Source organism: Streptomyces triculaminicus, from assembly GCF_017349075.1.
Taxonomy (GTDB): Bacteria; Actinomycetota; Actinomycetes; order Streptomycetales; family Streptomycetaceae; genus Streptomyces; species Streptomyces triculaminicus.
The window spans coordinates 1,155,561-1,170,996 of the sequence record NZ_JAFMOF010000003.1; the positions used below are offsets into that span (position 1 = coordinate 1,155,561).

The window sequence follows — 15,436 nt, forward strand, 5'->3', positions numbered from 1 at the left end:
TCGCGACCGGCCGCCGTCACAGCTCCAGGTCGGCGAAGAGGGAGGCGTGGTCGGAGGCCTGGTCCTGCGGTCCGTGGACGGTGTCGAACGTGACGGCGGACTCGGCGATCCCGCGCGTCTCCACCCGCACCTTGGTCACCTTGCCGAACAGCTCCGGCGAGAACATCACGTAGTCGATCTTTTCATCTGCCGTGCACTTGCCGTGGGTGCCGGGCGGCCCCTGGTAGCTGCCGTGGGTCATCGCGTCCTGCAGGCCGGCGCCCAGGAGGAACCCGAGCGCCTCGCTGTCCGGGGTGTCGTTGAGGTCCCCGGCGACCACGACACGGTCCGAGCGCCCGAGGGCGTCCCGGTAGATCTGGGCGACGCGCTCGCCCTGCAGCTTGCGCTTGTCCGCACCACCGCCGCCGCGCTTGCTCTTGAAGTGGTTCCCCAGCAGCCACAGCGGCTTGCCGCCGACGTCGATCTCGAACTCCGGGCAGTCCCGGCTGAAGATCTCCCGGCCGTTCTTGGTGTCGAAGATGTGCGAGCGCACCGAGGTGATCGGGTGCCGGCTGAGCAGCCCCACGTCGATGCCGCGGATGTCGTTGCCGTCGATCAGCAGGTTGAACGGATAGGCCGGCGCGCCGAGCTGACCGTGCAGCACCTGCTGGTTGAAGCGGTGCAGGGTGAGCCGGTCCTCGACCTCGACGGTGAGCAGTATGTCGGCGTTCACCTCGGCGATCACCTTGGCGGTGTTCCTCAGGGCGTCCAAGGTGAGGTCACCCCGGACCAGCTCGGCCCAGCCGACCCAGGTCGTCCGCCCGGTGACCTCGGCTCTGACCTGGATGTTACGGCCCTCGCCCTTGAGGAGCCTGGCCATGCCCTTGGGCTCGTTCACCAGGATCGTCTGGGTGGAGATCTCCTGGGAGACGTCGACGCTGTGCGCGAGGAGGATCGTGATGATGTCCTCTTTGTCATGCTCCGAGTACGCGTCCTGTTCGAGGATCTCGACGAGTCTTCGGAAGGCGTCGAGCACTTCGTCGCGTTTCCCGGCGTCCTGGATGCCGAAGACGACGGGCCGCCGGAAGAGGTTCTCGGCGTTGAAGGTGGCGATGCGCAGGGTCATGGTGCGCCTCCTCCCACGCCTCCCATTGTCCGGGCGCGCCTCGGCGCTGTCGAACGGAGGAGCGGGCCCTCGCAGCGGAAGTCCGCCGTTCCGGCCGGGCGGTCGGACCAGACGTCGACCTTGCCGAAGGAGCAGTTCATGTCGGCGAGGTTGTTGGAGGCGCCCTTGGTGCGGTCGAGTATGAAGTAGTCGACCGTCTCGGACATGTCCTTGAAGACCAGGTCGGCGTTGCCGGGGCTGCTCAGGTTCGCGGTGATGCGGCCCGTGCAGACGAAGCGGGGGCGGTCGGTGGTGCGGGCGGTGCCGCACTCGGGACTCTGGCCCGTCGCCGCGGCGAAGGACGAGCGGACCTGGTCGGCCGTGGCCTGCTGCAGGCGGTTGACCGGCGTGTACGTGGTCTCCGGCACGTACAGGTCCTTGACCTTGGCGATCTGCTTGTCGAGGAAGGCGTTGTAGTCCCCCTGCACGTTCCCGTCCCGGCCCATGCGGTTGCGCCAGGCGTCGAAGCCGGACACGTCGTTCGCCCGCAGGTAGCCGTACATCTCCCTGAGAGCCGAGGGGCGTTCGGTCCACAGGAACTCGAAGAAGGTGCCCGCGTACGAGTAGAACCGGAAGCCGTCGCGGTCGTACTCCGCGTGCAGCAGCTGGTCGACGGTCATCCGCGGCTTGTTGCCCGCCGTGTCGTTGATGACGCTCTGCACCAGGGACTTGCGGACCCTGATGCCGTCGTCGCGGGTGGCACCGTCGAAGAACTCGGCCGTGCCCTCGTCCATCGCGGTGGTGCGGTCGTTCTGGTACCAGGGGCCCTCGCCGAAGCTGCCGGGCACCGCCCAGCGGCCGTTGAGGTAGTGGGTGTACTCGTGGCGGAACAGCTCCTCCAGCGTGAGCGTGGAGTCCTGCGGTACGCGGCGCTCGTACGTGTAGAAGGTGGCGCCCTTCTCGATGTAGATGCCGCCGTTGTTGGTGGCCATGCCCGTCAGCAGCGGGTGGTAGATCTCGTAGTCGGCGCGCGAGGCGTACAGCACGATGTTCAGCGTGGTGTTGGTGTCGCCGGCCAGCGGCTGCTCGGTGCCCAGGACGCGGTGGTACTGCGCCTTGACCTGCTTGCTCGCGTAGTAGAGGCGGTCGACGGTGGTGCGCGGCAGGGCGGTGCGGACCTTGATGCCGCCGTTGTCGTACGTGTAGGTGTACGGGAAGATGCGGTTCTCGATGTCCGCCTTGCACACCCCGTACTGCTTGCACATCTGCAGTTCGTTCAGCCAGTTGACGATCTTGCCCCAGGGGGCGCTGCCCTGGCCGAAGTTGCGGGAGACGGTGTCCAGCACTCCGCCCAGCGAGGAGCTGATCTCGCTCTTGACCGCGGCGACCTGGCTGAGCCGGCCGTACTCGTTGAGCGCGTCGCGCACCACCCACTCGTTCTCGCCGCCCTTGAGGTGGGTGTGGCCGGCGAAGGCCTTGAGGGCGGCGCGGTAGGCGGGGTCGGCGGCCACGGCCGCGTCGAAGGCGGGGTCGTCGTTGTAGACGCCCAGGTAGCCCACGGACAGTGCGCCCAGCGCGGCGCCGCCCCAGGCCCGGTCCTTCGCGGTGTCGGGGTGGGAGGCGTCCATCGTGCCCAGGACCCGCTTCAGCAGCGGCAGCTGGTGGTGGCGCAGCCCCGGGGAGCTGGCGGCGTAGAGGGCTTCGCGCAGGGTCTCGCCGTTGGTGCGGGTGGCGTCGAAGGTGCGTGCCGCGCTGCCGAAGTAGTACACCGCGCGACGGACGGCCTCCACGGTCTGCGGGTCCGTGTGGTCGATCTCGTCGTGCGAGAAGTCGTGGTAGGCGGCGGCGTGGAGATAGGTGAACATCTCCAGCACGTGGGTGGTGTTCTTCCCGTCGTGGGAGTAGCCGTACCGCTCGGCGCGCTGGGCGACGGCCCGCACGTGCTCCTTCGTCATGACGCGGGCCAGCCGCTGGTCCCAGGTCCACAGGATGTCGCGCAGACAGCCGTCCGCGGTGACGGCCGGGTCGGCGAGGAATTCGGCGAACTGCTCGGGGCCGAGCCGGCTGACGCCGTCGAGCGTGCAGGGAACGCTGGTGCCGCCCACCTTGGCGCGCGGGGCGAGGGACTTCGCCTTGCCCTTGTCCTTGGCGTCCCCGCTCCCCTTGCCCTGCGGCGTGGCCGGGCCCGGCACACGGGCCCGCGTCAGGTCGCCCGGCCCCGCCTTGGACAGGTCGGCCGGCTTGGGGGCCTTGGCCAGGCGGGTGACCTCGTCGAAGGGGTTGGGGGCGGGGTGTCCGTCCGCGCGGCCGCCGGGGCGGGCGTGGCGGACGAGGACGCCGGCGCGGGGGAGTCCGCGAGGCCGGGCTGCACGACGGTGGCGCACAGCGTCGCCGCTATCGCGGCGGTGAGCAGGGATCTGCGCAGGGTTCTGGAGTGGTTCACCGATGACTCCTGTGGGTGGGAGGTGTGTGTGATGCGCACGCGAATTGGGGGGTGCGGGCGTGCGGGTTCACGGCGGCGCGGCGGGGGTTCCCCAACTGCCGCCTGGCGGGCGGTGCGTGAGGGGCCGCTGCGGCGCCATGTGATGCGTAACGTAGTAATGTGAAATGTTACTGACAACCCCTTAGATGTTTTGGATTTTGTCCGGCAGCAAGGGGAAGGCCATCGACGCAGGTCAACGGGGGTCCGGTGAACACCAAGCAAAAAAGCGTTATTTCAGGGCCGGGAATACCGTCTCTGGCGGCGCTGCTCGCCGCCGTCCTGCTGCTCCTCTGCACCCCGCCACCCGCCGAGGCGGCCGGCCGGGCCGCGACGCGGGACGACCCCGCCCGGTGCGCCCTGCCCGGCACCACCGGCTGGACCGACGAAGGACACGACACCGACGACACGGTCTTCCAGCGGCCCCTGGGGACCATCGCCGTCGGCATGATCTTCGTGGACTTCCCCGACGCGCCCGCCACCGAGTCGCCCGGCACCGACAGCGCCCGGATCACCCCCGGCGCCGACTGGCTGTGGTTCGCCTCCCACGGCAAGACGTGGCTGTCCATCAGCGAGCACCGGCGCTGGGTACGGATGCCGCACCGCTCCACCGACTACGGCTTCGCCCGCGGCCTCACCCACGAGACGCACGAGGCGTACATCGCGGACGCCGTGCGCGCCGCCGACCCGTCCACCGACTTCTCGCGCTACGACATGCTCTACGTCGTCCCCACCCGCAACGCCGCGGCCATCTCCTTCACCCCCACCTACCTCTACGAGCCCGGCACGCCGGGCGTCGTCGCCGACGGCAACCGCCTCAGGTGGGCCGTGACCTTCGGCCAGGACATGTGGCACTGGGACGAGCGGCTCGTGGGCCACGAGACCGCCCACACCTTCGGCCTGCCCGACCTGTACGCCTTCGACGCGGGAAGCGACGCCCACCGCTTCGTCGGCGGCTGGGACGTGATGGGCCTGATCAGCGGTGCCGGACCGCAGTATCTGGCCTGGCACGCGTGGAAGCTCGGCTGGACCGACGACGGCCAGGTCGCCTGCCGGGCCTCCACGGGCGCCGACACTGTACGCCTGACCGCCGTCGAGTACGGCGGCGGCACCGCGATGGCAGTGGTGCGCACCGGCCCCACGAGCGCTTACGTCGTCGAGTCGCGGCGGGCGGTCCGGGCGGACGAACGGGCCTGCGGGACCGGCGCGCTGGTCTACAAGGTCGACTCGTCCGTACCGACCGGCAAGGGCCCGGTCCGGGTGATGGACGCCAGGCCCGATGCCACCCCGCCGAGCGGCTGCCGCCCGCTGGACGACGCCCCCTACCGGGCGGGCCAGTCCTTCACCGACGCGGCGGCCGGCGTCCGTATCGACGTGCTGAGCTCCGACGGCCTCGGCGACACGGTCCGCGTCACCAAGTCCTAGAAACCAGCGATCGGTACGATCCGGTGGTGCCCTGAATCCCCCCATGGAGTCAGGGCACCACCGCGACGGCGGCCTCAGGCCGCCGTTCCCGGGAAGTGGCACGCCACTTCCCGCGCCTCACCCGGAGCGGCGACGCGCAGCAGCGGCGCCTCGGTCCGGCAGATCTCCTGGGCCTTGGGGCAGCGCGGATGGAACGTGCAGCCCGGTGGGGGAGCCGCCGGGCTCGGCGGGTCGCCCGCCAAAGTGATCCGCTCACGGGCCCGCTCGGCGGCCGGGTCCGGCAGCGGAACGGCCGAGAGCAGGGCCTGGGTGTAGGGGTGGGCGGGGGCGGCGTACACCCGCTCCTTGGCGCCGATCTCCACGATCCGCCCCAGATACATCACCGCCACCCGGTCGCACACCCGCTTGACCACCGACAGGTCGTGGGCGATGAAGAGGTAGGCCAGCCCCAGCTCCCGCCGCAGCCGTTCCATCAGGTTGACGATCTGGGCCTGGACGGAGACGTCGAGGGCGGAGACCGGTTCGTCGGCGACGACCAGACGGGGGCCGGTGGCGAGCGAACGGGCGATGCCGATGCGCTGGGCCTGGCCGCCGGAGAACTCGTGCGGATAGCGGTCGAGATGCTCGGGGATCAGCCCGACCAGCTCCATGAGCTCCGCCGCCCGCCGGCGCGCCTCGGCCTGCGACGTGCCCTGCACCAGCAGCGGGTCGGCGATGATCCGGGACACCGTCTGGCGGGGGTTGAGGGAGGAGTGCGGGTCCTGGAAGACCATCTGCAGCTCCCGGCGCAGCGGCTTCAGCTCGCGCCGGCCCAGCCGGCTGATGTCGCGGCCGTCGTAGGTGATCGATCCGGCCGTCGGCTCCAGCAGCCGCACGATCATGCGGCCGGTGGTGGACTTGCCGCAGCCGGACTCCCCGACCAGCCCCAGGGTCTCGCCCGGGGCGATGTCGAAGCTGACGCCGTCGACGGCGCGTACGGGCGCCGAGCGGCGGCGGCCGGGGAAGGTCATCCTCGCGTCCCGTACGGACAGCAGGGGAGCGGCGGTCGCGGTCATGGGGTGCCTTTCCGGGCCGGGGCGGGGGTGTGCAGGGGCAGGTGGCAGGCGACCAGCCGCCCGCCGGCCGCGGCGGGCCCGGGCCGCTCCCGCGCGCAGCGCTCGCGCTCGGCCGGGGCCGCGGCGGCCGCGCGCGGGCAGCGGGGCGCGAAGGCGCAGCCGGGGGCCGGGGCCAGCAGCGAGGGCGGGCTGCCGGGGATCGCGCGCAGGGGCGCGTCGTCGGCGTCGTCGAGGCGGGGAGGGAGTCGAGCAGACCGCGGGTGTAGGGGTGGGCGGGGTCGGTGAACAGGGCGTCCACCGGCGCCTGTTCGGCGGCCCGCCCGCCGTACATCACCAGCACGTCCTGGGCGACGCGGGCGATGACGCCGAGGTCGTGCGTGATCATGACGACGGCCAGTCCCCGGTCCTGCTGCAGGCGGACGATCAGATCCAGGATCTGCGCCTGGACGGTGACGTCGAGGGCGGTGGTCGGCTCGTCGGCGATGAGCAGGTCGGGTTCGCAGGCGAGCGCCATGGCGATCATCGCGCGCTGGCGCATGCCGCCGGAGAACTGGTGGGGGTACTCGCCCGCCCGCCGCGCCGGCTCCGGGATGCCGACCTCGCCGAGCATCTCGACGGCCCGCCGGCGGGCGGCGGCCCGGCGGGAGCCGAAGTGGACGCGGTGGTGCTCGGCGATCTGCTCGCCGACGGTGTAGTAGGGGTGGAGGCTGGAGAGCGGGTCCTGGAAGATCATCGCCATCCGGCGGCCGCGCAGCCGGTTCAGCTCGCCCTCGGCCAGCCCGACGAGCTCCCGCCCGTCCAGGGCGATGGAGCCGGTGACCTCGGCGCCGGTGTGCAGGCCCATCACGGCCAGGGAGGTGACGGACTTGCCGGAACCGGACTCGCCGACGATGCCGAGCGTGTGCCCGCGGCGCACCGAGAAGGCGAGCGAGTCCACGGCCCGCACCGGCCCGCGGCCGGTGCGGAAGGTGACGGTCAGGTCCCTGACCGACAGCAGGGGGGCCTCGTCGGCCATCAGAACCTCACCCTCGGGTCGACGACGGCGTAGAGCAGGTCGACGGCCAGGTTGGCGACGACGATGAAGGTGGCGGCCAGCAGGGTGACGCCGAGGATGACCGGCTGGTCGCCGGTGGACAGCGCGCCGTAGAACAGCCGACCGATGCCCGGCAGTCCGAAGATGGACTCGGTGATGACCGCGCCCGCGAGCAGGCCGCCCAGGTCCATGCCGAAGATGGTCAGGATGGGCGTCATGCCCGCGCGCAGGGCGTGCTTGACCACGACGGTCCGGCGCGGCAGGCCCTTGGCGCGGGCGGTGCGGATGTACGGCTCCGCCAGCGTCTCGATCATCGAACCGCGGCTCTGGCGCGCGTACATGGCGGCGTACAGGACGGCCAGGGCGAGCCACGGCAGGAGCAGGTTCGACGCCCAGTCGGCGGGGTCGTCGGCGAAGGGCACGTACTGCGGGTAGGGCAGCAGGCCGGCCACCCGGATCAGGCCGTAGATCAGCATCATGGAGGTGAAGTAGACCGGCATGGACGCGGCGGCGACGGCGCCGACCATCAGGGCCTTGTCGGTGAGGGTGTCCTTGCGCAGGGCCGCGGCGACGCCCGTGCTCAGGCCGAGCAGCAGCCACAGCACGGCGGCGCCCAGGGCCAGCGAGGCCGAGACCGGCAGGCGGTCCATCAGCAGGTCCCAGACGGCCTCGGAGTTCTCGTACGAGTAGCCGAGGCAGGGGAAGTCGCAGTGCAGGGCGTACTGCCCGCTGCCCATGGTGCGGCCGGTGAAGACGCCGGTGACGAAGTCCGCGAACTGCCGCCACAGCGGCTGGTCCAGGCCCATATGGGCGCGGATCGCCTCCAGCCGTTCGGTGCTGCAGGACTTGCCGCAAGCGGCGGCCGCGGGGTCGGAGGGCAGGACGTAGAAGACGGTGAAGGTGACGGCGGCGATGGCCAGGAGGACGCCGGCGACGCCGAGGAGCCGGCGGGCGGTGTAGAGGATCACGCGCGGCCGCTCCTCGGGTCGAGGACGTCGCGCAGCGCGTCGCCGAGCAGGGTGAAGGCGAGCACGGTCAGGAAGAGACAGGCGCTCGGGATGACGAAGTACATGGGGTCCGTGTCGTAGAAGGCGACGCTCTCGGCGATCATCTGGCCCCAGGAGGGGGTGGGCGGCCGGACGCCGACGCCCAGGTAGCTCAGAGCCGCCTCGGTGGCGATCATGCCGGGGATGATCAGCGTGGTGTAGGCGATGACGGGGCCGGAGACGCCCGGGAGGATGTCGCGGGTGAGGATGCGCCAGGGGCCGGCGCCGCCGACGCGGGCGGCGTCGACGTACTCGCGGTGCTTGAGGGACAGCGCCTGGCCGCGGACGACGCGGGCGACACCGGGCCAGCCGAACAGCCCGATGACGGCGGTCATCAGCGCGACGCGGTTGACGTCCTTGGCCACCGACATCATCGCGATCATGAAGATGAGGGAGGGGAAGGACATGGTGAGGTCCATCAGGCGGGAGAGCACGGCGTCGGTGCGGCCGCCGAAGTAGCCGGCCGCGATGCCGGCCGCCGTCCCGGCGACGACGACGATCGCGGTGGCGGTGAGCGCGATGAACAGCGAGACCTGCGCGCCGTGGACGACGCGGGCGAAGAGGTCGCGGCCGGTGACGGGCTCCACGCCGAGCCAGTGGTCGGCGGAGATCCCGCCGAGCGGGCCGAGTGGCCGGCCGCCGAGGTAGGGGTCGACGGCGGTCTTGTCGAACTCCTCGGGGGACCAGCCGCCGAGCGCGCTCAGCAGCGGGGCGGACGCCGCCACGATCAGGAAGAGGGCGACGACGGCGAGGGAGATCCGTACGGACGCGCGGCGGCGCAGTTCCGCGCGGGCCAGGCGCCAGGGGCCGGCGGCGGGGGGCGGGGGTCGTCTGCGGGGCGGGTGCGGTGGTGGTCATGGCGGGCGGCCCTCAGCCCTGGCCCTTGGCCGGGTCCTTGAGCCCGACGGTGGCGTAGTCGAGCTGGCCGCCGAAGGAGGTGTGCCCGTAGGCGCCGGCGATGTTGGTGCCCAGGACCAGCGGCCACCGGCGGACGAGCACGGGGACGGCGGGCGCCTTGGCGAGGATCTCGCCGTCGAGCTTCCGCCAGGCTCCGGCGGCCTCCTTGGAGTCGGTCATGGCGGCGATCTCGTCCATCCGCTTCATGGTCGCGTCCTCGCGGAAGAGCGAGTGGTTGCCGGAGTTGCCCTTCTCCTTGATGAAGCGGCCGTCGAAGACGAAGGGCAGGAAGGTCGAGCCGGAGGGGTAGTCGGGGCACCAGCCGGTGTACACCAGGTCGGTGCGGTTCTTGGTGTCGCCGATGGTGGCGTAGAACGCGGACGGGTCCACGGTCTCGATGGTGACCTTGATGCCGGCCTTGCCGAGGGACTGCTGTATCGCCTCGGCCCTGCCCTTGTCGCCGGAGGAGACGGTGAGCTTGGTGGAGAGGCCGTCCGGCTTGCCGGCCTCCTTCAGCAGCCGCTTGGCCCTCTCGGTGTCGCCGGTGGCGGGGATCTTCAGGGTGTCGGGCTGCCTGCCGCCGAAGAGCGTGGCCGGCATGTAGGCGGTCGACGGGTCGTTGAGGGCGGGGCCGCCGGAGGCGGTCAGGACGGCGTCCCGGTCGAGGGCGTACTGCACGGCCTGGCGCACCCTGACGTCGTCGAAGGGGGCCCGGCCGGTGTGCATCTGGAGCATGTCGGTGCAGTTCTGGGACTCGGCGAGCAGCCGTGAGCGCACCTCGGCGCTGGGCAGCACCTTGGCCGCGCTCTCCGGCCGCAGGGCGTACCAGGGGACGGCGGAGGCGTCGGCGCCCTGGCTGGCGATCATGCGGTCGTCGATCTGGTTCGCCTTGAGGCCCATGACGACGACCAGCTTGTCGGGGTAGGCCTTGCGGACCTCGTCCGTCTTCGGATCCCACTTGTCGTTGCGGACCAGGACCAGCTTCTTGCCCCGGTCGTAGGAGTCGATCTTGTAGGGGCCGGAGGAGAAGGGCCTGTTGTCGTACTGCGGGCCCTTGTCCCGCGCCTGCGGTACGGGCGCGAAGGTGGGCATGACCGTGGCGTAGGGGAACTCGGCGAAGGGCTTGCGCAGTTCGAAGACGATGGTGCGGTCGTCCGGCGTCTTGACCGAGTCCAGGTGCTTGCCCTGGGCGGGGCCCTGGTAGCCCTCGGCGCCCGCGAGGTAGCGGGCCGCGTAGTCGGCGCCGCCGGGCAGGTCGGGGGAGAAGGACCGTTCCACGTTGTACTTGACGTCCTGCGCGGTGACGGGCGAGCCGTCCTCGTACGTCACCCCCTGCTTGAGGTGGAACGTCCAGGTCCTGGCGCCGTTCGAGGGGGTGCCGAGGTCGGTGGCGAGGTCGGGGACCAGCGTGCCGCCCTCGTTGCCGGGCGCGCCCTTGTAGGTCACCAGCGTGCGGTAGAGCAGCCGGGTGCCGAAGTCCATGTCGCTCATGACCCAGTTGCGGGCCGGGTCGAGGTGGGTGAAGTCCTGGTTGGACAGCACGGTGAGGGTACCGCCCTTGTGCGGGGTGCCGCCCAGCACGGCACCGGCGTTGGCGGCGACGGGATTTCTGCCGCCTCCGCTCCCGCCCGCCCTCCGTTCGCCCGAGCAGCCGGCCGCGCCGAGCGCGAGGGTGGCCGCCAAGGTGGCGGCGAGGGCGGTACAGGTGCGCTTGTTCATCAGTGGTCACTCCGTGAACAGGTCGGGCAGCCAAGGGAGTCCTGTGAGCGCCAGGCGCTGGCTGAAATGTGACCCGTAACATAGTAATGTGAAATTGCACTGACAAGGCATCAGCAGTGGCATCAGTAGTTCCGTTACCCACCTGTGTCCGAGGAGGAGTCCCCGTGAACGACACCACAACCGCCGCAATCCGGACGGTAAGTCACGACCTGCCCGTCTCTCCGGAGTTCGAGGACTTCATGGCGGGCGGCTGGGCGGCCACCCCGCTGCCCGGCGACATCCGGCTGCCCGCGGCGGACCTCGCCGCCGCCCGCCGCGCCCGGCTGTCCGCGCGCTTCCCCGGCGAGCGGCTGATCGTCCCGGCGGGGGAGCTGAGGGTCCGCTCCAACGACTGCGACCACCGCTTCCGCCCGCACAGCGCGTACGCCTGGCTGACCGGCCTCACCGGCGAGGACCAGGTGGGCCACGTCCTCGTCCTCGAGCCCGACGGCCCGCACGCCCACGAGGCGGTGCTGTACGTGCGCCCCCGCTCGCCCCGCGTCGGCACGGAGTTCTACCGCGACCGCCGCCACGGCGAGTTCTGGGTCGGCCGCCGCCCCGACCTCGCCGAGGCCGAGCGGATGACCGGCGTGCGCTGCGCGCACCTCGACGACCTCGGCGCGCTCCCGCCGGGGCGCGACGCCTCCCAGGACGCGGAGCTGGCCTCCGTGCTGAGCGAACTGCGCCTGGTCAAGGACGCCTGGGAGGTCGGCCAGCTGCAGCTGGCCGTGGACCACACCGCCGCCGGGTTCGAGGACGTCGTCCGCGCGCTGCCCCGCGCCCTGACCCACCCGCGCGGCGAGCGCTGGATCGAGGGCGTCTTCGCCCTGCGCGCCCGCGCCGAGGGCAACGGCACCGGCTACGAGACCATCGCCGCCTCCGGCGCGCACGCCTGCGTCCTGCACTGGATACGCAACGACGGCCCCCTGAACCCCCAGGAACTGCTCCTGCTGGACGCCGGTGTGGAGACCGACACCCTCTACACCTCGGACATCACCCGCACCCTGCCCCTCTCCGGCCGCTTCTCCCCCGTGCAGCGGCAGGTCTACGAACTCGTCCTCGCCGCCCAGGAGGCGGGCATCGCCGCGCTCAAACCCGGCGCGAGCTTCCGCGACTTCCACCGGGCCGGCATGCGGGTCATCGCTGAGGGCCTCGCGGAGTGGGGCATCCTCAAGAGCGCCGAGGGCGACCTCCATCGCCGCTACACCCTGTGCAGCAGCGGGCACATGCTCGGCCTCGACGTCCACGACTGCGCCCAGGCGCGGGCCGAGGCCTACCTCGACGGCGTCCTGGAGGAGGGTCAGGTCCTCACGGTCGAGCCCGGGCTCTACCTCCAGCCCGACGACGAGACGCTGCCGCCCGAACTGCGCGGCATCGGCGTGCGGATCGAGGACGACCTGGTCATCACGGCGGAGGGGGCGCGGCTGATGTCCGGGGCGCTGCCGAGGACTCCGGACGCGATCGAGGCGTGGATGGGCGAGCTGATGGAGAAGTAGCCGGTGGAGAAGCGGTCGATGGGGAAGGGGCCGATGGAGAAGTAGAAGTCGCAACGGAACGGCTCTTGGCACGCTCAGTGCAATGTGAAATATTACTGACTGTGCCCCAGAGCAACTCCTCGGACGTCGCCGACGTCATCGTCGTCGGAGCGGGCGTGGTCGGCGCCGCCTGCGCCTACTACGCCGCACGCTCCGGCCTGTCCGTCACCGTGGTCGACCGCGGCCCCGTCGCCGGCGGGACCACGGGAGCGGGCGAGGGCAACCTCCTCGTCTCCGACAAGGGCCCCGGCCCCGAACTCGAACTGGCCCTGCTCTCCACCCGCCTGTGGCGGGAGATGGAGGACGGCGTCCCGGCGGCCAGCGAGTACGAGCCCAAGGGCGGCCTGGTCGTCGCCTCGTCCGGCACGGCCATGGACGCCCTGCGGCACTTCGCCCGGGCCCAGGCCACGGCGGGCGTCACCGCCCACGAGATCGAGGCGGACCGGCTGCGCGAGAAGGAACCGCACCTCGCGCCCGGTCTCGCCGGCGGCTTCCACTACCCCCAGGACGCCCAGGTCCAACCGGCCCTCGCCGCCGCCCGCCTGCTGCGCGCCTCGGGCGCCCGCGTCCGCACCGGCAGCGAGGTCACCGCCGTCCTCACCGGCCCGGGCGGCGAGGTGCGGGGCGTACGGACGCCCAGCGGCGACCTGCACGCCCCCCACGTGGTGAACGCGGCCGGCACCTGGGGCGGCGAACTGGCCCGCCTCGCCGGCGGCGACCTGCCCGTCCTGCCCCGCCGCGGCTTCGTGCTCGTCACCGAACCGCTGCCGCGCGTGGTCCGGCACAAGGTCTACGCGGCCGACTACGTCGCCGACGTGGCCAGCGACTCCGCGGCCCTGCAGACCTCCGCCGTGGTCGAGGGCACCCCGGCCGGCCCGGTCCTCATCGGCGCCAGCCGCGAACGCGTCGGCTTCGACCGCACGCTGTCCGTCGAGGCGCTGCGCCGCCTCGCCCAGGGCGCCACCGCGCTCTTCCCCCTGCTGGCCGGGGTGCGGGCGACGCGCGCGTACGCGGGCTTCCGCCCGTACCTGCCCGACCACCTGCCCGCGATCGGCGCCGACCCCCGCGTGCCCGGCCTGCTGCACGCCTGCGGGCACGAAGGCGCCGGCATCGGCCTCGCCCCGGCCACCGGGCTCATCGTCGCCCGCCTGCTGACCGGCGCCGAACCGCCGCTCGACGTCAAGCCGTTCGACCCCGGCCGCTTCCCGGCCGCCGCCTGACGGGGCCCGCCCGCCCCGTCCCCGACCCACCCGAGAGGAAGCCCGCAGTGGCCCGTACCCCCGCCGAGCTCGCCGGGGCGGAGCCGGACCCGCCGTTCGAGATCACCTTCGACGGCCGTACGGTCACCGCCCTGCCCGGCCAGTCCCTGGCCGCCGCCCTGTGGGGCGCGGGCATCCTCGCCTGGCGCACCACCCGCGCCGGCGGCCCCCGCGCGGCCTTCTGCGGCATCGGCCAGTGCTTCGACTGCCTCGCCACCGTCAACGGCACGCCCAACCGGCGGGCCTGCCTCGTGCCCGCCCGCCCCGGCGACGCCGTCACCACCCAGGAAGGACACGGCCATGGCCCGCTCGGCGTCTGAACCCTACGACCTCGCCGTGCTGGGCGCGGGCCCCGCCGGGATCGCGGGCGCCGTCGCGGCATCCGAAGCGGGCCTGTCCGTCGCCCTGCTGGACGCCTCCGACCAGACCGGCGGCCAGTACTTCCGCCACCCCGCCCCCACCCTGCGCGCCCGCCGGCCGCACGCCCTCCACCACGACTGGCCCGCCTTCGCCCGCCTGCGCGGCCGCCTGGAGGCGAGCACCGCCGACCACCTCCGCGCCCACCACGTGTGGACGGTGACGCGCGAGAGCGCCGACGCCTGGACCGTGCACGCCCTCACCGGCGCCGACGGCGACGGCGAACACCCGGTCCGGATACGGGCCCGGGCCGTCCTGCTCGCCACGGGCGCCTCCGAGCGGCACCTGCCCTTCCCCGGCTGGACCCTGCCCGGCGTCGTGGCGGCCGGCGGCGCCCAGGCGATGCTCAAGTCCGGCCTCGTCCTGCCCGGCCGGCGGATCGTCGTCGCCGGCAGCGGACCCCTCCTGCTCGCCGTCGCCTCCTCGCTGGCCGCCGCCGGGGCCCACGTCCCCGCCGTCGTCGAGGCCTCCGGCTACCTCGGCTACGCCCGGCACCCGCGCGCCCTCGCCACCAACCCGCACAAGCTCCTCGAAGCCGCCGCCCACGGATCGGTGCTGCTGCGCCACCGCGTCCGGCCGCTCACCCGCAGCGCCGTCACCGAGGCCCACGGCACCGACCGCGTGGAGGCCGTCACCGTCACCCGCCTCGACCGCCACTGGCGGCCGGTGCCGGGAACGGGCCGCCGCATCGCCTGCGACGCGCTGGCCGTGGGACACGGCCTCGTCCCGCAGACCGAGCTCGCCACCGGCCTGGGCTGCGCCACGCGACGCACCCCCGACGGGACGACCGCCCTCGCCCTGGACGGACTCCAGCGCACCTCCGTGCCCGGCCTGTGGGCCGCGGGCGAGACCGGCGGCGTCGGCGGCTGGCTCCTGGCCCGCGTCGAGGGCGAACTCGCCGGCCTCGCGGTGGCCGCCCAGCTGCGCGGCCGGCCCGCCCCCGGCGGGCGCGTGGCGGAACTGCGCCGCCGCCGGGACCGCATGCGGGCCTTCGCCGACGCCATGGCCGCCGCCCACGCGCCCGGCCCCGGCTGGACCGGCTGGCTCACCGACGACACCGAGGTCTGCCGCTGCGAGGAGGTGACCGCCGGCCACGTCCGCGAGGCGGTCTCCGGCCTCGGCGCCCGCGACGCGCGCACCGTCAAGCTCCTCACCCGGGCCGGCATGGGCTGGTGCCAGGGCCGGATGTGCGGAGCGGCCGTGGCCTGCCTCGCGGCGGCCGGTACGGCGGAGGGGACCGTACCGCCGTCCGCCGAGCGCAGGCCGCTCGCCGTCCCCGTACCGCTCGGCGTCCTCGCCGCCCAACCCGAGGCCGCCCAACCCGAGGCCGCCCAACCCGAGGCCGTCCAACCCGAGGCCGCCGAACCCGAAGCCACCAGACCCGAGGGCGGCGCCGGACCCCACGGCCGCGCCGACCCCGCGTGACACCCCCACCACTTCACTCCACT

Annotated in this window: 11 protein-coding genes and 1 pseudogene; 5 read left to right on the plus strand and 7 right to left on the minus strand. The window is 72.8% G+C overall.

The window, feature by feature from the left end; all coding sequences use genetic code 11:
• Positions 1-16 precede the first annotated feature (16 nt).
• Together J1792_RS23645 and J1792_RS23650 are read right to left on the minus strand one after the other, a co-directional pair.
• Positions 17-1,105, minus strand: coding sequence for an endonuclease/exonuclease/phosphatase family protein (locus tag J1792_RS23645; RefSeq protein WP_086568097.1), 1,089 nt, complete (start codon positions 1,103-1,105; stop codon positions 17-19).
• Positions 1,102-3,468 (minus strand): collagenase, encoded by a 2,367-nt coding sequence (locus J1792_RS23650; protein WP_307843070.1) that lies wholly within the window; start codon positions 3,466-3,468, stop codon positions 1,102-1,104. Before J1792_RS23650 ends, J1792_RS23645 begins: the two co-directional genes overlap by 4 nt.
• A 305-nt stretch (positions 3,469-3,773) precedes the next feature.
• Between J1792_RS23650 and J1792_RS23655 the strand changes: the two genes are divergently transcribed.
• A complete protein-coding gene (locus J1792_RS23655) occupies positions 3,774-4,988 on the plus strand; it encodes a metallopeptidase domain-containing protein (RefSeq protein ID WP_307843071.1) in 1,215 nt (404 codons plus the stop codon).
• 74 nt (positions 4,989-5,062) lie between these two features.
• On the opposite strand, the gene J1792_RS23660 is transcribed toward J1792_RS23655, so the two are convergent.
• From J1792_RS23660 to J1792_RS23680, 5 genes and pseudogenes are all read right to left on the minus strand, one after another.
• Positions 5,063-6,043: an ABC transporter ATP-binding protein gene (locus J1792_RS23660; RefSeq protein WP_207248116.1), complete on the minus strand. Its 981-nt coding sequence runs from the start codon at positions 6,041-6,043 to the stop codon at positions 5,063-5,065.
• Positions 6,040-6,980, minus strand: a pseudogene (locus tag J1792_RS23665) (ABC transporter ATP-binding protein). Before J1792_RS23665 ends, J1792_RS23660 begins: the two are co-directional and overlap by 4 nt.
• Positions 6,981-7,057: 77 nt before the next feature.
• A complete protein-coding gene (locus tag J1792_RS23670) occupies positions 7,058-8,044 on the minus strand; it encodes an ABC transporter permease (protein WP_086574564.1) in 987 nt (328 codons plus the stop codon).
• Positions 8,041-8,904, minus strand: coding sequence for an ABC transporter permease (locus J1792_RS23675; protein ID WP_372446167.1), 864 nt, complete (start codon positions 8,902-8,904; stop codon positions 8,041-8,043). Before J1792_RS23675 ends, J1792_RS23670 begins: the two co-directional genes overlap by 4 nt.
• An 88-nt stretch (positions 8,905-8,992) precedes the next feature.
• The gene (locus J1792_RS23680) at positions 8,993-10,738 is read right to left on the minus strand and encodes an ABC transporter substrate-binding protein (protein ID WP_207248117.1); all 1,746 of its coding nucleotides are present in this window, start codon (positions 10,736-10,738) and stop codon (positions 8,993-8,995) included.
• A 164-nt stretch (positions 10,739-10,902) separates the two neighbouring features.
• Here J1792_RS23680 and J1792_RS23685 point away from each other — a divergent pair, with 164 nt between their 5' ends.
• From J1792_RS23685 to J1792_RS23700, 4 genes are all read left to right on the plus strand, one after another.
• Complete coding sequence (locus J1792_RS23685) at positions 10,903-12,273, plus strand: aminopeptidase P family protein (protein WP_242705320.1); 1,371 nt, start codon at positions 10,903-10,905, stop codon at positions 12,271-12,273.
• Positions 12,274-12,374: 101 nt separating this feature from the next.
• Complete coding sequence (locus tag J1792_RS23690) at positions 12,375-13,532, plus strand: NAD(P)/FAD-dependent oxidoreductase (RefSeq protein ID WP_086572976.1); 1,158 nt, start codon at positions 12,375-12,377, stop codon at positions 13,530-13,532.
• A gap of 47 nt (positions 13,533-13,579) precedes the next feature.
• A complete protein-coding gene (locus J1792_RS23695) occupies positions 13,580-13,891 on the plus strand; it encodes a (2Fe-2S)-binding protein (RefSeq protein WP_207248118.1) in 312 nt (103 codons plus the stop codon).
• The gene (locus tag J1792_RS23700) at positions 13,872-15,413 is read left to right on the plus strand and encodes an NAD(P)/FAD-dependent oxidoreductase (protein WP_207248119.1); all 1,542 of its coding nucleotides are present in this window, start codon (positions 13,872-13,874) and stop codon (positions 15,411-15,413) included. The genes J1792_RS23695 and J1792_RS23700 overlap by 20 nt, the downstream gene beginning before the upstream one ends.
• Positions 15,414-15,436 lie beyond the last annotated feature (23 nt).